The 19,880-nt window shown below is 69.4% G+C and carries 16 protein-coding genes; 6 read left to right on the top strand and 10 right to left on the bottom strand.

What is annotated here, in order from left to right:
- On the bottom strand, positions 1 to 942 hold a 942-nt coding region (locus FV220_RS18025; protein WP_147832773.1), incomplete at its 3' end, for a hydantoinase/oxoprolinase family protein.
- Positions 943 to 969: 27 nt separating this feature from the next.
- On the opposite strand from FV220_RS18025, the gene FV220_RS18020 reads away from it, so the two are divergent.
- On the top strand, positions 970 to 1,653 hold the full coding sequence (locus FV220_RS18020; RefSeq protein WP_056149345.1) for a HisA/HisF-related TIM barrel protein: 684 nt from the start codon (positions 970 to 972) through the stop codon (positions 1,651 to 1,653).
- A 146-nt stretch (positions 1,654 to 1,799) separates the two neighbouring features.
- On the opposite strand, the gene fae is transcribed toward FV220_RS18020, so the two are convergent.
- The 7 genes from fae to FV220_RS17985 all read right to left on the bottom strand — a co-directional run bounded on the left by fae (position 1,800) and on the right by FV220_RS17985 (position 8,957).
- Entirely contained in the window at positions 1,800 to 2,312 is a 513-nt protein-coding gene (gene fae, locus FV220_RS18015; RefSeq protein WP_018043473.1) for a formaldehyde-activating enzyme, read from the bottom strand.
- 268 nt (positions 2,313 to 2,580) lie between these two features.
- The gene (locus FV220_RS18010; RefSeq protein WP_147832772.1) at positions 2,581 to 3,417 is read right to left on the bottom strand and encodes a triphosphoribosyl-dephospho-CoA synthase; all 837 of its coding nucleotides are present in this window, start codon (positions 3,415 to 3,417) and stop codon (positions 2,581 to 2,583) included.
- Positions 3,414 to 4,328, bottom strand: coding sequence for a RimK family alpha-L-glutamate ligase (locus tag FV220_RS18005; RefSeq protein ID WP_147832771.1), 915 nt, complete (start codon positions 4,326 to 4,328; stop codon positions 3,414 to 3,416). Before FV220_RS18005 ends, FV220_RS18010 begins: the two co-directional genes overlap by 4 nt.
- 277 nt (positions 4,329 to 4,605) lie before the next feature.
- On the bottom strand, positions 4,606 to 5,592 hold the full coding sequence (gene mch, locus FV220_RS18000) for a methenyltetrahydromethanopterin cyclohydrolase (protein WP_147832770.1): 987 nt from the start codon (positions 5,590 to 5,592) through the stop codon (positions 4,606 to 4,608).
- Positions 5,589 to 6,758, bottom strand: coding sequence for an ATP-grasp domain-containing protein (locus FV220_RS17995; protein ID WP_147832769.1), 1,170 nt, complete (start codon positions 6,756 to 6,758; stop codon positions 5,589 to 5,591). The genes mch and FV220_RS17995 overlap by 4 nt, the downstream gene beginning before the upstream one ends.
- Positions 6,759 to 6,952: 194 nt before the next feature.
- Positions 6,953 to 7,846: an NAD(P)-dependent methylenetetrahydromethanopterin dehydrogenase gene (locus tag FV220_RS17990; RefSeq protein WP_056159087.1), complete on the bottom strand. Its 894-nt coding sequence runs from the start codon at positions 7,844 to 7,846 to the stop codon at positions 6,953 to 6,955.
- Between the two features lie 112 nt (positions 7,847 to 7,958).
- Positions 7,959 to 8,957: a beta-ribofuranosylaminobenzene 5'-phosphate synthase family protein gene (locus tag FV220_RS17985; protein WP_147832768.1), complete on the bottom strand. Its 999-nt coding sequence runs from the start codon at positions 8,955 to 8,957 to the stop codon at positions 7,959 to 7,961.
- A gap of 365 nt (positions 8,958 to 9,322) precedes the next feature.
- Here FV220_RS17985 and FV220_RS17980 point away from each other — a divergent pair, with 365 nt between their 5' ends.
- The 5 genes from FV220_RS17980 to FV220_RS17960 all read left to right on the top strand — a co-directional run bounded on the left by FV220_RS17980 (position 9,323) and on the right by FV220_RS17960 (position 15,497).
- Positions 9,323 to 10,402, top strand: coding sequence for a formyltransferase (locus tag FV220_RS17980; protein ID WP_147832767.1), 1,080 nt, complete (start codon positions 9,323 to 9,325; stop codon positions 10,400 to 10,402).
- The gene (locus tag FV220_RS17975; RefSeq protein ID WP_147832766.1) at positions 10,396 to 12,039 is read left to right on the top strand and encodes a formylmethanofuran dehydrogenase subunit A; all 1,644 of its coding nucleotides are present in this window, start codon (positions 10,396 to 10,398) and stop codon (positions 12,037 to 12,039) included. The genes FV220_RS17980 and FV220_RS17975 overlap by 7 nt, the downstream gene beginning before the upstream one ends.
- A 51-nt stretch (positions 12,040 to 12,090) precedes the next feature.
- Positions 12,091 to 13,047 (top strand): formylmethanofuran--tetrahydromethanopterin N-formyltransferase, encoded by a 957-nt coding sequence (gene fhcD, locus FV220_RS17970; protein ID WP_056149327.1) that lies wholly within the window; start codon positions 12,091 to 12,093, stop codon positions 13,045 to 13,047.
- Positions 13,044 to 13,844 carry a formylmethanofuran dehydrogenase subunit C gene (locus tag FV220_RS17965; RefSeq protein WP_147832765.1) on the top strand — a complete coding sequence of 267 codons (801 nt, stop codon included), beginning with the start codon at positions 13,044 to 13,046 and terminating at the stop codon, positions 13,842 to 13,844. Before fhcD ends, FV220_RS17965 begins: the two co-directional genes overlap by 4 nt.
- An 825-nt stretch (positions 13,845 to 14,669) precedes the next feature.
- Positions 14,670 to 15,497 (top strand): porin family protein, encoded by an 828-nt coding sequence (locus FV220_RS17960; RefSeq protein WP_147832764.1) that lies wholly within the window; start codon positions 14,670 to 14,672, stop codon positions 15,495 to 15,497.
- 294 nt (positions 15,498 to 15,791) lie between these two features.
- Here FV220_RS17960 and parE read toward each other — a convergent pair whose 3' ends face one another.
- On the bottom strand, positions 15,792 to 17,882 hold the full coding sequence (gene parE, locus FV220_RS17955) for a DNA topoisomerase IV subunit B (RefSeq protein ID WP_238253905.1): 2,091 nt from the start codon (positions 17,880 to 17,882) through the stop codon (positions 15,792 to 15,794).
- A gap of 182 nt (positions 17,883 to 18,064) precedes the next feature.
- On the bottom strand, positions 18,065 to 19,880 hold a 1,816-nt coding region (locus tag FV220_RS17950), incomplete at its 5' end, for a PhoX family phosphatase (protein WP_147832763.1).

Genomic DNA, 19,880 nt, shown 5'->3' with positions numbered 1-19,880 from the left:
GGGGCGTCCCAGGCGCCGGGCCAGCCGCTCGGCCAGGAACCGCCCTGCCCCGCAGACCACGAGGGGCGCATCGGCCGCGATGTCGGGGCGCGACAGCAGGATCGCCGCCGCGTCGTGGAGGGGACGCAACTGGCACTCGGCGAAATGCGCCGCGAGGGCACGCCAATCGGCCGAGCTTCCCTCAGCATGGTCGCGGCCGATCATCCGGGCGAGGCGGATCTCGGTCTCGGGGATCGATTTGCCCTTCATGTCGGCGCTGTGCTGCTGGTCGGCCCCCTCGGGCAGGTCGCCGGTGAGCCGGTAGACGTCGGCCGTGGTGGCGAAGGTCTCGGCCATCAGGCTGGTGCGCCGGCCCTTGAACGGCGCGGAGGCCGTGAAGGCGAGGACGGGCGTCCGCACCACGCCGGAATAGACCAGCTCGCCCGTCTCCAGGCGCTCGGCGTCGCTGTAGCCGGTGGCGGCAGGACGGCCGTCCACGATGGGGATCAGGTCGGCGGTGGTGGAGCCGATATCGACGAGGAGCGCGTTCGCCGCGTGGCGGCCGACCAGGGCCGCCGTGGCGTGCCAATTGGCCGAGGCCACGTCGAGGGCGGCGCCCGTCGCCTCGCCAGGCGGGAGGAGCCCGGCCCGGCCACCATAAATCCGCACCGAACCGGCGAGATTCGCCCTCGCCCAGGCGGAGAGCTGCGCCACGCCATCGGTGCGGTCGGAGAAGCAATCGGTGAGTTCGCCCGTCATGGTCACCACATGGTCGGCCTCTCCGCGCGCCCAATCGGGCAGCTGCGAAAACGTCTCGTCGAGGGCGGGCAGGCCGCGCCAGAGACGGCAGGGTGCCTGCACCACCGCCTCGACCCGGCCGTCGCGAACCAGGGCCGCCTTGACATGGACCCCTCCGAGATCCCAGCCGATCACCGGGTTGTGCGTGGATGCGGCAGGCGTCACGGGCAGGTCCGTACAGGGAGGAACGGGATGAAGGACGGGTTTCGGATCGTTCCGGTGATCGACCTGCGCCACGGAGAGGTGGTGCGGGCCAGGGCCGGGGATCGCGCCTCCTATGCCCCGATCGTGACCCCCTTGGCAAAGGGATCGTCGCCCGGGGATGTCGCGCAGGGGCTGGTCGCCGCGATCGCCGCCCGCATCCTCTACGTCGCGGATCTCGATGCGATCATCGACGGCAGGCCTCCCGATCTCGGGAGCCTCGCGCAGGTCGCTCGCGCCTGTCCGGGTGTCCAGCTCTGGGTCGATGCGGGATTCTCCGGCGGCCCCGGCGTCGATGCGTTCCTGGCGGAGGGGTTGGGGCGTCCGGTGATCGGCAGCGAGAGCCAGCACGATGCCGCCCTGGTGCGGGCGCTCGGAGACCGCGCGGTCTTCTCCCTCGACAGTCGGGGCGCGGAGCGGATGGGGCCGGCGGAGCTCCATGACGAGCCGGCGTACTGGCCCTCCGAGGTCATCGTGATGACCCTGAGCCGTGTCGGTGCCGGGACCGGGCCGGACCTCGACCGCCTGTCGGAGATCCGCGAGATGAGCCCCGCGACGCGACTCTACGCGGCGGGCGGGGTGCGCGGGCCTGCGGATGTCGCCGCGCTGGAGGAGATCGGCGTCACGGGTGCCCTGGTGGCGACCGCGATCCACGACGGGACATTACGGAGGTAGCGGGCCGGAGACACAAAAAAACGAGGCGGCCGGAGCCGCCTCGTTTCATGTTTCATGTTTCATCGTCCGAGGAAGATGGAAGCCAGTCGCTGGAGCAGGCCCCGCGGTGCGGGCGGAGGCGCGCTCTGCCCAGGACTGTCCCCGATCTAAGCGTTCGACGCGAAGGGGTGCGAAGCGGAGTTGCGCTGCTCGGTGGCGTAGGCAGCGGTGGGCTCGCCCTTGACGGCGCGCTGGATCGACAGCTTCACGGCGTCGTAGTTGTACTTCTGGATCTTGGCGTCGTCGGCAGCTTCCCAGTGAATGAACACGCCGACCAGGATGAACAGGTCGTCGGCTTCGTCAGCGGGGATGATGCCTTCGGCAACGGCGTCCTGCACGGCCTTGGCAACGCCGTACTGGGCGGGGCCGAACATCTGGACGGCCTGACGGGCGTCGTTGATGGTGACCTTGTTGAACATCAGGGTGTTCGGCTTGCAGGGCAGGTTCGGCGCGATGACCGCGAGCAGGCTGGTGAAGCCGTGCTTGTTGTTCACGAGGCCGTTGCAGAAAGCCGTCTCGGCCGGCGAACCGCGCGGTCCGATGATGAGATCGATGTGGGCGACCTCGTTGCCATCGCCGACGAGAGCCTCGCCGACCAGAACTTTGTTGATCTTCGCCATGTGGGGTTTCTCCCAGGAGTCTTGAAAAAGCATGACCGCCCCGTAATTTGGCGCGGCCGAAAGCCATCCTTGTTCACGGCGTCCAGCCCCAATGGGACCGGACCGGTTTGCCCGGATCGCGGCGCGGACCCTACTCTGGGGTCTCTGCCGGAACAACCCTGCAAGGGGGGCGGATTCGAGCAAAATCTTTGCCGAACGGGGGCTTGAACGCGCCACGGCATCGATTATGGCGCCCCCCGTCGCCGCCGGAGGGCTGGATTCATTGGGTTTAGGTTTCAGCCGCCAGCAATCGGTCGGCGAAGAGGGTGGCCACCGTCATGTCCGCGCTGGTGCCCGGATTGAGGTTCCGGCCTTTCCACGAACGGTCCCGCACCAGGAGCTCGGTGACGGGGTGGTTGGCGAGATCGAGGGAGAGAAGCTCCGCCGCCTCGGCGCGCAGGGCGTCGGCGCGGGCCGCGCCGTGCTTGCGCGCCACGTGGCTGTCGGGAACGGCCGCGAGGTAGCCGAGGAACACCGCCGTCGTGCTCCAGGGGGGCGTGAGGCCCTTGCCGCGCGCCTCCGCCAAGGCGGGCAGGCCGATGCCGAAGATGTCGGCGAAGCCGGTGACGTAGGCGCGGGCGATCCGGTCGCGCGGGGCCGCCTCCGCCATGGCCGCGACGAGGCTTGCCGGGGCTTCCGGTCCGGTCACGTCGTGGCGTTCGGCCCGGCCGAGGCCGCCGGGATTGGCGGCGCGAATAGCGGCGAAGACGTCGGCCGCATCCGCCGCGTCGAGGGTATCGAGAACGTGGCTCAGCGCCCTGCGCAGAGGGCCGCCGCGCTCGGCGGCGAGCGCCAGGGGCGCGCACAGGAGGAGAATGCCGAGATTGGTGTTCTGGCCCACCGCGCCGAGGGTCGCCTCCATGGCGGTGCGCACGCGCCGGCCGATTCGCGCGCCGGGTTCCGCCAGATGGGGCGCGGAGACCTCCGCGCTCGTGACGAAATCCGCCACCGCCATGCGATGGCCGTCGCCGAAGACATGGACGTTGCCGGGCTTCAGGGCATCGAGCTCGGCCAAGCAGCACGCCCTGTAGGCCGCGGCGATCACGTCGGGCGAAAGCCCGCTCATCCCGATGCCGCCAGGAGCCGGGGGGGCCTTGCCGCCCGCACGGCGTTGAGGAAGCCCCGGGCCACGGCGGCCGCGACGTCGACCTCGGTGACCTGTTGCAGGCCCGACCAGGCCGGCATGGAATTGACTTCGAGGACGAGGTAGCCGCCCTCCCCGTCCTCAACGAGGTCGATGCCGGTGTAATCGACACCGATGGCGGCCGCCGCGCGTTCGGCGAGTTCGGCGGCCTTCTCCGGCATCGCCCAGGGCAAGGGCCGGCCTCCGCGATGGACGTTGGTGATCCAGCCGTCGCCCTCGCGGATCATGGCGGCGATGGCCCTGCCCTCGCAGACGAAGACCCGGTAATCGCGCCAGAGGCCGTCGTTCCGCGCGATGTAGCGCTGAAGATAATAGACCCGCGACACGGCCTCCTCGTCGGGCAGGTCTTCCGGCCGTTCGATGAGCTGCAAACCCTCGCCCTGTGAGCCGAAGAGCGGCTTGAGCACCAGCGGCCGGCCCGGTCCCGCCTCGCGGGCGACGCAGGCGGCGGCGGCCTCGCGGCTGGAGAACACGAAGGTGTCGGGGGTGGGGAGGCCGGCCCTGGCGACGAGGAGGCTCGTCATGGCCTTGTCCACCGAGCGCTCGATGGCGCCAGGGGAGTTCCAGACCGTGACCCCGGAGGCCACGAGGGCGTGGAGCACGCCGAGCCGCATGGTGGTGGCCTCGAAGGTGCCCCCGGCGATGGTGCGCAGGAGGACGCCGTCGGGCAGGCCGTCCGCGAAGCCCGGCACACGAAGCGGCTCGCCCGCGCCGGTGACCACCGCCACGTCGGCGAGCGAAAACAGCACCGGCTCGGCGCCGAGATGTTCCAGGGCGGCCCTCAATCGGGCCTTGTGCCAGTTGCCGTTGTCGGCCGCGAGCCCGATGCGCATGGATGTGGTCTCACACGGTGATCCGGTCCCGGCCCGGCCGGGATGACAGGCGTTCCCCTCGCCCCGCTTGCGGGGAGAGGGTCGTGACGACCTCGTCGTCGGCACGGCGAGGCGGCAGCCGAGGGTGAGGGGGCGTTCCCGGAAGAGCCTCGTTCGCAGAGACCCCCTCACCCTCGCTCCGGCTTCGCCCCCACTCATCGCAGGCACGACAAGGTGCCCGCGATCCTCTCCCCGCCCGGCGGGGAGAGGGGCTGGCGCTGCGGCTTTTCCGTTCAGATCAGCTGAAGGAGGCGTCCACCAGTTCCGGCATCAGCCGGCCACCGCGGAAACTCTTGCCGGTGGTGACGGAGGTGACGATGACCTCGGCCGGGCTGAAGAGCGCGCCGTCGATCTTGTAGAAATCGCCGTTCACCCGGCCGAAGATGTCGGCGAAGGGGGCGCCGTGGTCGGCCGAGGTGGTGGAGGGCAGCTGCTCGGCGAGTTGCTTGGCATCCGCCTCGTCAGCCTCGACGAAGAGCTGCACCCGGCCGCCATAGATGATGGCGTCGTTGGTGCGGCCCATGGCCTGGATGAAATCGGGATGCTGCGGCGAGAGCGGGGCCGAGCCGATTCCGTCCACGATCTTGTGCAGGTCGAAGCCCACGGTGTGGGCCTTGTGGAGGGCGACTTCGAGGACGCGGGCGACGACCTGTGTCGCGCCGGCCAGCGACTGGGTCGGGGCGTAGATGAAGGTCAGCGCGTCCGCCGACAGGCCGCAGGCCTCGGCGACCTTGGCGATGACGGAGGCGGGCGGTCCGCCGGCGGCCTCGAGCACCAGGGCGGTCCGGCTGGCGGAATCGCGGTAGCCGAGTTCGGTGTAGAGATCTTCCACCACCGAGACCGCGCGGCCGGGGCCGGAGCCCAGGGCGAAGAAGCCAGAATCGCCGGTCTCGTCGGCCAGAGACCAGCCGGCATACTGGCTGCCGAGGCAGGCGAGCACCGGGTCGGCGGAATGCACCACCACGGAATAGGGCCAGGCCGCGATCGGCCCGGTGGGGACGATCGACACGGTGCCGAGGCCGCCGAGGCAGATCTCGGCGATGCGCCGGCCGGCCTCGATGGAGCCGCGCACGGTGGCGCCGGCATCGACCATGCGTGCGCCGTTCTCCGTGGTGACGGCAAGGCGCAGGGCCTCGGCATCGGCCACCAGCTTCTCCACGAGGGGATTGGTGAGGGCGTTTAGGCTCGGCGTGGTCCGGAGCGTGGCGGGGGGATGGGTGGTCATCGGGCTTCCTCCGTCGGGGCGAGCAGGGTCCGCAGAGTGGCGGCCCGGACGCGCAATAGGTCTCGGGTGGCGGCCGAGTCCGGGCCTGCGGCGAACACGGTGCAGAGGGGAGCATCGCGTGGCACGCAGGTGCCGGATTGTGGGCGGTCGCGAACGAAATCCGGCCAGTCGAGGGGCGGCATCGGCGCGTAGCCGGCTGCCGCGTAACAGATTTCCGTGGCCGCCGCATCCACCGGTGCGGGTTCGATTCGCGGCAAAACGCCGAGGCTCGCGTCGATATGCGCGGCCAGGAGCGGCGTGTCGCGGCGGTCGAGGACGTCGAGGGTGGCTCCCGGGCGCGGGTTGATCTCGGTGAGCCACCACCCCTTCTCCGAGACGAGGAGGTCGGCGCTGGCGAGCCCGACGAGCCCGGTCTCCGCGACGAGTCCGGCGATGACCGCCGTCACCTGGGAGAGGGTCGCGGGCGACAGGGCCGGCGCCTCGTGGGCGGCGCGTTCCAGCGCCCCGGCATAGCGGAAGGGGCGTAAGGGAGACGGCGCGCTCCATTGCTCGGTGACCGCCACGATCGCCGCCTCGCGCCCGTCGGCGAGGAAGGCGACGGCGTGCGCCGTGCCGGCGACCCGCCGCTGAAAATAAGCGCCCGTCGGTGCCCTCCCCGCGCCGGCGAGGCGGATATGGCTGCCGCCGGACCCGCCGGAGCGCTTGAGCAGCCAGTCCGAGCGATCCGTGACGGCCTCCGACGTTACCGCCGGATGCGGGATCGCGAGGCGTTCGCATAGGGCCGCGAAGGCGAGCGGATCCTTCAGCACCCGGACCGTATCGGGGCTGGCGCCCAGAAGCCTGTGGCACCGGCCGATCCTCGCCATCAGGTCGGGCGCATTCTCGAAGCCGCTGCCGAGCACGATCCCGATCGGTGGCTTGTCCGCCATGGCGGCCAGGGCATCGAGCCCGGCGAGCACGCCCTCCCCCGCCAGCCCGTCGCCGAAACGACCGTCGGCAGGGCGATAGCCTTCGGCGAGGGTGAGCGTGTCGGCATCGCCGAAGAGGTCGAGGACATAGGGGCGCAGGCCCGACCGGCGCGCGGCCTGCGCCAGGGCGCGCCCGGACTGGGCGGCGATGAGGATCGCGTCGCCCCGGGGCGGCGGCCGTTCGGATGATGCTGCCATCGCGGCGATCGCTCGGGATCACTCCTACGCTGCTGTCACCACCCTGCCTCGTCCTGAGGCGACGAGCGAAGCGAAGGCCTCGAAGGAGGCTTCCAGTTAGCTCGGCGAAAGCTGGAGGCCTTCTTCGAGGCCCGCTTTCGCGGACACCTCAGGATGAGGTCATGGGCGGGATCGAGCTGGCGGGTGAGTGCCCGTCAGCCGGCCACCTCGACGGCGACCTTGTAGGCGTCGCGGAAGTCGAGGCAGAGGGGCTCGCTGGCGGCGAGGATCTGGCGGAACAGGCGCGACTGGGTCTGGTACTTGACGTTGCCGACCGCCAGCGCGCCGATGCCGATGCCCTTGCCGGTGGGCAGGGCCACGTCCTTGGCGTTGACGTCGATCCCGGCGATGCCGGCGGGCGGCACCGCGTTCACGTCGGAGGCGACCAGCAGCTTCGGCGCGGATTCGAGATCCGTCGCCGACAGGATCGGGACGCCGGCCGGGCCGGCCGAGAGGATCACGTCGGCCTCGGCGATGGCGGCGCGGCGCGCCTCGGCGGTGGAGCCGTCGACGGCGCCGACCTCGATGCCGAAGCGCCATTTCATCGTGAAGGCGATCTTGCTGACTCGCTCTTCGCCGTCATGCCCGACGAGGACGGTCTTGGCGCCTTCCAGAGCGCCGATTACCGCCGCCACATAGGCCACGACGCCGGCCCCGCCGAAGATGACGATGCGCTTGCCCTTCAGGTCGGTGCCGAACTTCGCCTTGAGGGCGCGGGTCACCTCGGCGACCATGGCGGCACCGGTGGTGAAGGACCCGGCCGGATCGGCGACGATGTGGTTGGCGAAGGGCGGCACCAGGGCTTTCTTGGCCCGGTCCATCATGTCGAGGGCGTCCTCGGCGTTCTTGCCGCCGATGAAGATGGTCGTGCGGGCGCCATCCTGGGGCGAACGGGAGAAGATCGAATCCTGCACCAGGGAGGTCACGTCCGGCAGGGTCACGTCGGTATAGGTCGCGATCGTCTCGAAGCCGGCATCCACTGCCATGTTCACGTCGAACGGGCTCATGTGCTTGAGGGGCGTCAGCATATGCAGAATCGAGCGGGCCATCGTGTCTCTCCCTCCGCAAGTGTCCGGCGCCATCGCGGCGCCGCCTCTCGCATGTGTACTGTCGGAACCGGCCGGGCCGGCTGCGTCAAGCGTCGCTGATGCGCTTGTTGTCTTAAAGTGGCGTGACCGAGGCGCCGGTATTGCGACCGCGCGCGATCACGAAACGCAAAGGCCCTGGCCGGTCGAGGGACGCCACGAGGGCGCGTGCCTCCGCTTCGGACGGCACCAGGGCGAAACCCGTCGGCCCCCACGAGCTCTGGCCGTAGCCGGCGATTCCCTGGGCGGCGATGGCGGCGAGCGCCTCGGCCACGGCAGGGCTGGCGTAGCGCCCGCCCTGGTGAGGCGCGAAGTGATCGCCGATGAGGCGCTGGATCGTTGTGATGCCGGCGCCGAAACCATCCGGTTCGGCGGTGGCTGCCGCCGGCAGGACCTGCATCAGCACGATCCGGCAGATCGCGGCGGCCTGCTCCTCGGGAAAGCGCGGGAGATCGCGAAACGCCTCGACCTCGCGGGTGCCATGCACGCCGGTCATGCTCTCGTCGAGGATCAGCACGATCCGCCACGCCTCCGGATAGGCGAGGCGCGCGATCAGCGGCGGCGGGCCATTGCTGGCGTCACGGCCGCCATCCACGATGAGGCCGCCCTGGGTGAAGGCGGCCAGACCCACGCCCGAGCGGTTGCCGCGATCGAGGGCGTCGGCGAAGGCGTCGGGCGAGAAGGGGCGACCGTCGAGGGCGGCGAGCGCCGCCGCCACGCTGAGGGCGAGCTGCGTGCCCGAGCCGAAGCCGGCATGGGCCGGGATCGCCTCGTCCACCCGGATGGAGGCCGCTCCCCGAAGGCCGAGATGGCGCGCCGCGACCTCGGCATAGGTGCGGGCGCGGGCCGCCTCCGGCCCGATCACGTCGAGGGCGGGGGCCGCACGCGCGATGAGATCGATGGAGGGGGCGTCGACGGCGAGCCCGATGCTGCCGAAGCGCCGGCCGAGGCCCCCGTGCAGATCGAGGAAGCCGAAGTGAAGCCGCGCCGGTGCGCGCACCCTCACCGCACGGGTCCGTCCCGCCGTCTCGGCCGGCCGTTGATCCGGGATCTGGTCCACGTCGACCCCCTTCATGCGATAAGCCTTCATCCCTGCGCCGCGCGGGCCACGAGCCGAGCCGATCCGCCCCGGCGAGGCCTGACCGGAATTGCGACCGCATGGCGCTTGCCGGCGCGGGCTTCTCCCACGGAGGGCGGATCGGTCGCAAGCGTCGCCATACCATCAATCGTCGGGCTTCCGCAGGCCGGGGCTCCACCGGATGCCGGGAAGGTGCGGCGTGGCGGGACGGCAGAAGGGAGTCGACGGCGGTCGTTGGGGGGTTGCTTGCGGCGCCTCCGCGATGCAAACGTGCCGGCCCACTAGGAATGGACTGGCGCAGTCCCGCCGTGTGCGACGCTGAACACAGCGCGTGCCGGGCCCTCGTTCTCCAAGGTGTAGGCATGGCTGCCTGGGTAAAGGGTGGTGCGGCGGACGTGAGCGCAGCGGTGGAGGCCGCCGCCACGCTCCTCGCCGCAGCGAAGACTCCGATCGTCACGGGATTGAGTGCGGATACGAGCGCGGTGCGGGCGGCCTATCATTTGGCCGGACTCATCGGTGCCTCCGTCGATCCCGTCGGCGGCGACGGCCTCTATGCGGAGCTCGGCCCCCTCAGCCAGTTCGGCAATCTCAACACCACGCCGGCCGAGGCGATCGGCCGGGCCGATGCGGTGCTGATCGTCGGTTTGCGCCCGTGGGACAGGCCGATCGTGCAGGAGATCGCCGCTTCCGCGCCGGTGCGCGGTCGCGCCGCCGGTTCCGAGCGCACGCTGCTCTCCCTCGGTGGCCCCGGCGACGGCGCCACACGGCACGTCTCCTATCCGGCCGCGGCCGGCGGTCTCGCCGTCTCGGTGGCGCATCTGCGCGCCTACGTGAAGGGCAACCTCGCCGGCGAGGCGGCCTATGCCGATCTCGGCCGGCGCCTGACGACGGCCCAGTACGGTGTCGTCCTCTACGATGCCGCCGAACTCGGCGATCTCGGCGTCGAGATGCTGCAGGGGCTGGTGCGCGATCTCAACGATCTGACGCGGTTCTTCGCGCTCTCCGTCTCGGATGGGTTCCAGGGCCGCGCCGTGACCCAGCTCGCCTCATGGACCACCGGCCAGCCGCCGCGGGTCGGCTTCGGCCGTGACCTGCCCGAGCATGATCCCTGGCGGTTCGACAGCGCGCGCCAGGTGGCCGCCGGCGAGGCCGATGCCGCGCTCTGGCTCGCCTCCCTCCCCGCCCCGCGCCCTGACTGGCTCGCCGGTCTACCCTCCATCGCCATCGTCGGTGAAGGAAGCCCCGATGCCACGGGCGACGTCGCCGAGATCGTCATTTCGGTGGGCGTGCCCGGCGAGACCGCAGGTGGCGCCCTGTGGAACGAGCGCCGTGCGGCGATCACCTATTCACCTCCGGTTGGCCAGCCGGCCGACCTGACTGCGGCCGGTGTGCTCGCCGCCATCCAGAATCGCCTCACGCAGAAGAAGGGCGCCTCATGCTGATCCTGATCCAGGGCGGCCGGGTCGTCGATCCCACCGCCGGCCGCGACGGCGTCGGCGACGTCTGGATCGAGGACGGCCGCGTCGTGGCCCCGTCCGAGCGCAACCCCGACAAGACCATCGACGCCTCTGGCTGCGTCGTGATGGCGGGCGGCGTCGAGGTGCATTCGCACATCGCCGGCGGCAACGTGGTGATGAGCCGCCTGCTCCTGCCCGACCTCTATGTCAGCGAAGCTGCGCCCGAGGGCCATCCCTTCGCCCATGCCGGCGGCTCGGCCGCCTGGATCGGCGCGAACTACGCGCGGATGGGCTACACCATCGCCGTCGAGCCGGCGATGCCGCCGACGAACGCGTTGGCGACCCATCTCGAACTCGCCGACATCCCCCTGCTCGACCGCGGTGCACTCACCGTGATGGGCAACGACGACCAGCTCCTCGACTTGCTGCGCCAGCGCGAGGGCAAGGCGGCGGTGCGCGACCTCGTCGCCCTGTCGGTGGCGACCTCGCGCGGTCTCGGCGTCAAGTGCATCAACGCGGGCGGCGCCTCGGCCTTCAAGGACGGGATGCTCAATCTCAGCCTCGACGAGGAGATCCCGGTCTACGGCCTCTCCACCCGCAAGATCATGAACGCCCTCCTCGATGCGGTGGAGGAGATCGGCGTGCCGCATCCGCTGCATGTCCATGCCAACAACCTCGGTATTCCCGGCGCCGACGATTCCTTCGTGGCGACGATGGAGGCGGCGGAAGGCCGGCGCATCCACTTCGCCCATGCGCAGTTCTACGCCTACGGCGCGGTCGATCCGGCCAATCCCGGCACCGGCGGCTTCCGTTCGGCGGCCGAGCGCATCACGGAGGCGATGGAGAAACACCCCAACGCCACCTTCGACGTGGGTCAGGTCGCCTTCGGCCAGACGGTGACGATCTCGCTCGACGTCATCCGCCAGTTCGCCGGCCGCAAGGGCGCGAACCCGAAGAAGTGGATCATCACGGCGGGCGACGCGGAAGGCGGCGGCATCGTGCCGTTCCTCTACAAGCCGCGCGGCCCCGTGAGCTCCCTGCAATGGGCGATCGGCCTCGAACTGATGCTGCTCTCGGGCGACCCCGAGCGCACTATCCTCACCACCGACCACCCCAATGGCGGCCCCTTCACCGAATATCCGCGGATCATCCATCTGCTGATGGACAAGGAGGAGCGCGACCGCGAGATATCCTCCCTGCACAAGGTCATCGCCGAGCGCTCTGGCCTCTGCGGCATCGAGCGGGAATACACCTTCTCCGAAATCGCCCAGCTGACGCGCTCCGGCCCGGCCAAGCTCCTCGGCCTCGCCGATCGCGGCCACCTGCGCGAGGGCGCGCGCGCCGACGTCGCGATCTACCGCGACGAGAAGAACCGGACCGCGATGTTCGCCCGCGCCAAACTGGTGCTCAAGGACGGCCACGTCATCGTCGAGGATGGCGAGATCGTCGATTGGCGCGCGGGCCATACCCTGGAATTGACGGTGGAATCCGACAAGGCGATGGAGACGCGCACCGACGCTTATCTCGATGCCCGTTTCGGTGCCGGTCTCGACAGCTTCACCGTGCCGGACGAGGCCTTCCCCGTGAGCGATGTGTTCGAGGACGTGGCATGTCGAGCTTGAGAATGATGCCGGGCCTGATGACGACGCCTCGCGTGGGTACGGTGACCGAGCATGACTGACCTGACCCTCAACGGCATCCCGGTGATCGACACCTTCGCCGAGGCGTTCGACGTCGCCGGCACGGCGCTGATCATCACCAACGACACCGCCAAATGGGCGATGATCGCCGCGGTCACGATGACCGGATTCGCGACCTCGGTGATCGGCTGCGGCGCCGAGGCCGGGATCGATTGCGAACTCTCGCCGGAGGAGACTCCGGACGGACGCCCCGGTGTGCGGGTGCTGCTGTTCGGCTTCGAGCCGAACGGCCTCAAGGACCAGCTCCTCAAGCGCGTCGGCCAGTGCATCCTCACCTGCCCCGGCACGGCCTGCTATGCGGGTGTCGACGGGCCGCACAAGATCAAGCTCGGCGGCGCGATCCGCTACTTCGGTGACGGCTTCGCCGTGGCCAAGCGCCTGACCGATCCCGTCACCGGCAAGGCGCGGCGCTATTGGCGCGTCCCCGTGATGGACGGCGAGTTCCTGTGCGAGGATTTCGTCCGCGCGGTGGATGGCGCGGTGGGCGGCGGCAACCTGCTGTTCCTCGGGCGCAACCATGCCGAGACCCTCAAGGTCGCGGAGATCGCCGTGGATGCCGCTCGTTCGGTGGCCGACGTGATCCTGCCCTTCCCCGGCGGCATCGTCCGCTCCGGCTCGAAGGTCGGCGCGCGCACCAAGGGCATGATGGCCTCCACCAACGACGCCTATTGCCCGACCCTCAAGGGCCGGGCCGGCTCGGAACTCGCGGCCGAGGTCGGCGTGGTGCTCGAGATCGTCATCGACGGGCTCACCTCGCGCTCGGTGGCCGAATCCATGCGCGCGGCGCTCCACGCTTCCACCGAAGCCGGTGCCGCGCACGGGCTCGTCGCGGTGACGGCGGGCAATTACGGCGGCAATCTCGGCCGCCACCATTATCACCTGAAGGACCTGCTCTCGAAGGAGCCGGCGAGCGAGGCTGGAGCGGCATGAGCACCCTCACCCTGCGCCAGGAGCCGCCGGAGCGGCTCGATTTCCTCCACGTGACTCCGCTCTCGCTGAGCGGCCTCTCCGAGACCGAGGCGGCCAGGCTCCCCATCGGCACCAGCCGACGCGGCCTGACGCTGGGCGACGTCTTCGCCATCAGCCTCGACGGATCCGACAGCCTGACCATCGAGGGCGGCTCGTCCCGCTTCGACAGTGTCGGTGCCTCCCTGAGTGGTGGCTCGATCCGCGTCGTCGGCGATGTCGGCCAACGTCTCGGCGCCGGTATGGCGTCGGGATCGGTGACGGTCACGGGATCGGCCGGGCCCTATGCCGGCTCGGGCGCCAAGGGCGGCACGATCACCATCGAGGGCGATGCCGGTGATCATGCCGGCGGAGCGGTCTATGCCGCCAAGGCGGGGCTCGACGGCGCCACGCTGGTGATCCGCGGATCGGCCGGCGATTACCTCGGCGACCGCATGCGGCGCGGTCTGATCCTTGTCGGTGCCGCGGGCGCCAATGCCGGATCGCGGATGATCGCAGGTACGATCGCGGCCCTCTCGGTGGGCGACCATCCGGGCTACGGCATGCGGCGCGGGACGATCCTCGCCGGCGGACACGGTGCCCTGAGCCCGAGTTTCGTCGAGACGGGAACGCACGATCTCGTGTTCCTGCGGCTGCTCGCCCGGTCCCTGCGTGCCCTCAGCCCCGCCCATGCCGACCTCGCCTCCGGTGCGCTCAAGCGCTATTCCGGCGATCTCGCCACCCTCGGCAAGGGTGAGCTCTGGGTCACGGCCGGGCGATAGGCCCTTCGATTCCTCCCCGGCGGCGGCACGGCCCCCGTCGGGGAGACGATCCGCGAAGCCTTCAGGGGCATGGCTTCGATCGAGGTTGCCCGTCGGGCATTGCCGGAAGACCTGCCGCCTCCCGCGAGGGATGGGCGTCGCCGTCGGTTCACCGGGCACTCCCGCCAAACTCCGAGCATAGTCGGTCCGGGTAAGGCCCGCGACGGCCAAGCACCCAAGGCCAAGACCGATCACTGTCAGGACAGGTCGGACCTTGATGGAGCGGCCGTATTGCGGTGTTGCCTTGCTCCCCGAATGTCTCGGTCTCGCCTTGAGGCAGCGGCCGGATCACCAGGATGGATGGATCCTGCCGCGACGGGGCTGCGAATGCCGCAGCGGGCTGAATGCCGGCTTCGGACGCGCGACCACGGAATCGTCGGGCGCGCTTAACCTTCTGTTACCTGCATTTGCTTGCCGAGCCTTGCCGATGGAGCGACGCCTTCGCATCGCTCACCAGACGGGTAATCTTCGCATCGCAAGCGGGGACAAAAAGCTGTTCCTAATTCGCGTGATGCAGAATTGTTCCGCTTAATAAATGCTTGCGGGAAGTGAAAGCCGGTCGTCACGGCAGTGTGATCTGGATCAGCCGCGAGGTGAGCAGGAAAGGCACCGGAAGTGCGCCAGAGCACGTCACTGGCCTCTCATTCCTCACTTGCGCCTAACCTTTACCCTTCGTTGACGGGTGCCGCTGTATTCGATGGATGTTGTTGCAGGAATGCGACAGACCTCACGCCCGTCCGAGCCTACAAGCACCTAGGCTTAATGCCCATCAGGACCAGACACACAATGAAAAGACTGCTTCTCGCTACGACCGTTCTCGCCGGCCTGACTGCTGTCGCTTCGGCCGCCGACCTTCCCCGTCGCGCCGCCCCGCCGGTCTTCGTCCCGGTCCCGGTCTTCACGTGGACGGGCTTCTACGCCGGTATCAACGCCGGTTACGCTTTCGACGCCGGCAAGGAAGGCCCGAACTCCTTCCCGGTGGCCAGCCGCTTCACCGCCGCCGGCGTCCCGCAGGTCGCCACCTTCAAGAAGGACGGCCAGGACGGCTTCTCCGGCGGTGCGCAGATCGGCTACAACTATCAGTTCACCCCGGGTTCGGGCGTTGTCGTCGGTATCGAAGCCGATGCTCAGTACCTCGATTTCGGCGCCAAGCGTCGTGACTCCGGTGTCGTTGCCGCTCCCGGCTTCGCCATCAACGACCCTCGTGGCCTCTCCAGCCTCGACTACTTCGGCACCGTCCGCGGTCGTCTCGGCTACGCCTTCGACCGCACCCTCGTGTACGGCACCGGCGGTTTCGCTTACGGCGCCGGCAGCAGCGAGCGTGACTTCGGCGGCTTCCGCGGCAACGACGACTTCCGCACCGGCTACGCCGTCGGCGGTGGTATCGAATACGCGCTCCCCACCGAGTCGTTCTTCAACTTCTTCCGCGCTTCCGCTGTGACGCTGAAAGTCGAAGGCCTGTACGTGAACCTCGATCGCGGCAACCGCAATCAGGGCGCCTTCATCATCAACACCGCCAACAACGCGGTTGTGCAGTCGATCAGCACCGGTCGTCGCGACGATGAGTTCGCCGTCGTCCGCGCCGGCCTGAACTACAAGTTCGGCACCTACTAGGATCGTCCATGATCGTCGCGCGGTCCTCACCGAGGATCGCGCGGCATCAGGATCGTCCACGTGAAAAACCCGGCCTCGCGGCCGGGTTTTTTGCGTTGACGGACCTCTCTCGCAATTCACCCTGGTCCGGACGTCCGGAGCGCAAGCGAAGGGTGATTTGGAGTTCATCGCGGGATGTGCCGCGTCTGCGACTTGGGGGAGGCGCCGCGCGGCTCTTCGCCACCGACTCCGTTGGCGCTCCACCCCTGGGAAGAGAGGCGGCTCGAATAGGCAGAACTCGCGCCCCGCCTGTCCTCAGATGTCGAGTGTCGCCTCGTCGGCGAAGGCGGCACGCTCGGAGATGAAGGCGAAACGGGCCTCCGGCTTGTTGCCCATCAGCCGTTCCACGGCATCACCGGTGGAATCCCGCGCCTCGTCGAGGACAGCCACGCGCAGGAGCGTGCGCTTCTTGGGGTCCATTGTGGTCTCCTTCAACTGCGCCGGCATCATCTCGCCCAGGCCCTTGAAGCGGCTGATCTCCACTTTGCCGCCCTTGAAGACGGTCTTGATCACGCGCTCCTTGTCGGCGTCGTCACGGGCATAGACCGTCTTGGCGCCGTGCTGGAGGCGGTAGAGCGGCGGGATCGCCAGGTAGAGATGGCCCTTGTCGATGAGCTTGGGCATCTGCCGGTAGAAGAAGGTGATCAGCAGGGATGCGATGTGGGCGCCGTCGACATCCGCGTCGGTCATGATGATGACCTTCTCGTAGCGGAGGTCTTCGCCCTTGTAGCCGTTACCCGTGCCGCAACCGAGCGCCTGGGTCAGGTCGGAGATGAGCTGGTTGGCGCCCATCTTGTCCCGACTGGCCGAGGCCACGTTGAGGATCTTGCCGCGTAGGGGCAGGATAGCCTGGCTGGCGCGGTCGCGCGCCTGCTTGGCCGAGCCGCCGGCGGAATCGCCCTCGACGATGAAGATCTCCGAGCCGGCCGTACCCGCCTTCGAGCAGTCGGCGAGCTTGCCCGGCAGGCGCAGCTTGCGAGTCGCGGATTTGCGCGCGACCTCCTTCTCCTGGCGTCGCCGCAGGCGCTCCTCGGCCCGGTCGATCACCCAGTCGAGGAGCTTGTTGGCCTGGGCCGGGGAGGCGGCCAGCCAGTGGTCGAACGCGTCACGGATCGCCGTCTCGACGATGCGCGAGGCTTCCACCGTGGCGAGCTTGTCCTTGGTCTGGCCTTGGAATTCCGGCTCGCGGATGAAGACCGAGAGCATCGAGGCGCAGGTCGCCATCACGTCGTCGGTGGTGACCGAGGTCATCCGCTTGGCCTGGCCGACGCGCTCGGCATGCTCGCGCAGGGCGCGCAGCAGGGCCACGCGCAGGCCGCTCTCGTGGGTGCCGCCCTCGGCGGTGGGAATCGTGTTGCAGTAGGAGTGCGAGACCCCGTCTTCCACCACCATCCAGGCGACGGCCCATTCGAGGGAGCCGTGGCCGCCGGGCTTCGTCACCTTGCCGGCGAAGACCGCGTCGGTGACGAGCTCCTTGCCGTCGAGGTCGCGGGCGAGATAGTCGCGCAGGCCGCCGGGGAAGCGGTGCACCGTCTCGGCCGGCACGTCGGCGATGCCCTCCAGCAGGGCGGGGGCACAGCGCCAGCGGATCTCGACGCCGCCGAACAGGTAGGCCTTGGAGCGCGCCATCTTGAACAGCCGGCGCGGATCGAACTTCAGCGCCCCGAAGATCTGCGCATCGGGGTGGAAGCGCACCCGCGTGCCGCGCCGGTTCTGCACCCGGCCGACGGTTTCCAGCGGACCCTGGACATGGCCCCGCGAAAAGGTCTGGCGATAGAGAACCTGGCTTCGGGCCACCTCGACTTCGAGGATGTCGGAGAGGGCGTTGACCACGGAGATGCCGACACCGTGCAGGCCGCCGGAGGTCTCGTAGACCTTCGAGTCGAACTTGCCGCCCGCATGCAGCGTGGTCATGATCACTTCGAGGGCGGATTTGCCCGGAAATTTCGGGTGCGGGTCCACCGGGATGCCGCGGCCATTGTCGGTGATGACGAGGTGGCCGGTCTCCTCCAGCTCCACCTCGATGTAGCTGGCATGGCCCGCCACCGCCTCGTCCATGGAATTGTCGATCACCTCGGCGAAGAGGTGATGCAGGGCGCGCTCGTCGGTGCCGCCGATATACATGCCCGGCCGGCGCCGGACCGGCTCCAGGCCTTCCAGCACCTCGATCGACGATGCGTCGTAGCCGGCTTCCGCCGCATCGACCGGTGCTCTCTCGAGGGGAGCGCGCGCCGCCGAAGCGGCCTTCGCGCCGCGCACGGGCGCCTGACCACCCGCGAACAGGTCGCTCGGCCGGCCGCCGGCGGGGGCCGGAACGGCCTGACGTGAGGTCTCGCGCTGAGTCATGGGCCAACCATACAGGAACGAAACGGAAACGTGAAGCGATGCCGCCCTCTTCGGCAGCCGCTCTCCCGGTGTTCCTGCGCAGCTTGCGCCGATTCCGTTAATGCTGTGTCGCCGGGGTACCGGAAGCGGGGGCTCGGCCACGCCTGCCCCCCTTGGCCGGAGGGGGCGATCGCGTCGCCCCGTCAGCTTCCGACCCGGCCACCGCCACGCCTGGTGATCGCGACGATGGCGGGGCGGGGCGGCATTCCGTCGATGAAATCCGGCCAGCGGGTGGAGGGCGCCTCGAAGGTGGCGGGCATGGCCTTCGGATCTTCCTCGTCGGCCTCGCCGGGATGCTGCACGGCGACGAAGAACGTGGTGTCGCCGGGTGTGAAGTAGGGGCCGCACATCTCGGCGCCGTTCGGCACCCTGAAGAAATGCTTGCCCGTGCCCCGTCCCTGCCCTTCCGTCTCCATCGCCCAGATGCCGTCGTTTCGCCCCGTCTTCGACGGCGAGTTCCCGTCGGTGGCGACCCAAAGCCGTCCCTGCCCGTCCACCGAGCAATTGTCCGGCATGCCGAACCAGCCGTCCTTCGTCGTCGCCGAGGAGAAGGTGGCGCCGACCGCCGCGATGGAGGGATCGCCGCATTTGACGAGGATTTCCCAGGCGAAGCCCGAGGCCGCGTGGTCGCCGTCGTCCGGGGTCAGTTCGACGATGTGGCCGAAGCGGTTGTCGGGCCGCGGGTTGGCGGCGTTCACGTCGCCCGCCTTGCGCTTCCCGTTGTTGGTCAGCATCACGTAGACCTTGCCGGTCTTCGGGTTGGCCTCGACATCCTCCGGACGGTCCATCTTGGTGGCTCCGAGGAGGTCGCTGGCGCGCCGGGCCTCGATGAGCACGTCGGCCTGGGCGGTGAACCCGTTCTCGGGTGTCAGCGGACCCTGTCCGAACACCAGGGGCATCCAGGCCCCGCGCCCGTCGGCATCGAACCGGGCGACGTGCAGCGTGCCGGAATCGAGGATATCGCGGTTGGCCGCCCGGTCGGCGAGGTCTACGGCCGCGTCGGTCACGAACTTGTAGACGTAGTCGAAACGCTCGTCGTCGCCCTGGTAGACGACGTACCGACCACTCTTCGAGACGATGCCGGCGGCGCCCTCGTGCTTGAACCGGCCCATGGCGGTGCGCTTCGTCGGGACGGAGGCGGGATCGAACGGGTCGATCTCCACCACCCAGCCGAAGCGATTGGGTTCGTTCGGTTCCTTGGACAGGTCGAACCGCTCGTGGAAGCGGCCCCAGGCATAGGCGCTGCCGGGCAGGCCGAGACGCTTGTGGTTGGTCGCCTCGGCCGACCCCTCTGCGAGGGTGCCGGAGAAGTAATAGTTGATGTTCTCCTCGCAGGTGAGCCACGTCCCCCAGGGTGTGGTGCCGCCGGCGCAATTGTTGATCATGCCCTTCACCGCGCGGCCGGACGGGTCGTCGGTGGTCTTCAGCCGATCGGAGCCGGCCGCCGGGCCGGAGAGGGCCATCGGCGTCTCGACGGTGATGCGGCGGGCGTATCGCGACCCCGGCACCACGGCCCATTTGCCGTCGTTACGCTTCACCTCGATCACCGAGCCGCCATGGGCGGCCATCTCGATGTCGACGAGGTCGCGATTCATGCCCTTGAAGGCCACGGTCTTGATGTCCTGGCGGCCGAGGCCGGGAAACATCAGTTCCTCGTTGGTGTATTCGTGGTTGACCACGAGAAGGCCATGCGCGGCCGGATCGGCGGCGCCGGGCATCGGGAAATAGCCGACGAAGTCGTTGTTGTAGCCGAATTGCCGGGCCTGGGCCGCGGCGCTCTGGTTGAGCGGGTCGAAGGCGGGCGCTCCGGGCAGGACCGGATCGCCCCAGCGGATCAGGATGTCGGCATCGTGCCCCTCGGCCACGTGATGGTGTGCGTCCGATCCCGCCTCGATCTCCGTGAACGGGAACGGCGTCGCCTGTCCCTGCGCCGCCGCGGCCGGGCCGGCGGCGCAGGGA

The organism is Methylobacterium sp. WL19 (assembly GCF_008040005.1).
GTDB classification, from domain to species: domain Bacteria; phylum Pseudomonadota; class Alphaproteobacteria; order Rhizobiales; family Beijerinckiaceae; genus Methylobacterium; species Methylobacterium bullatum.
Note: the sequence above shows the minus strand (reverse complement) of the source record. Positions and strands in the feature narration are given on the sequence as shown.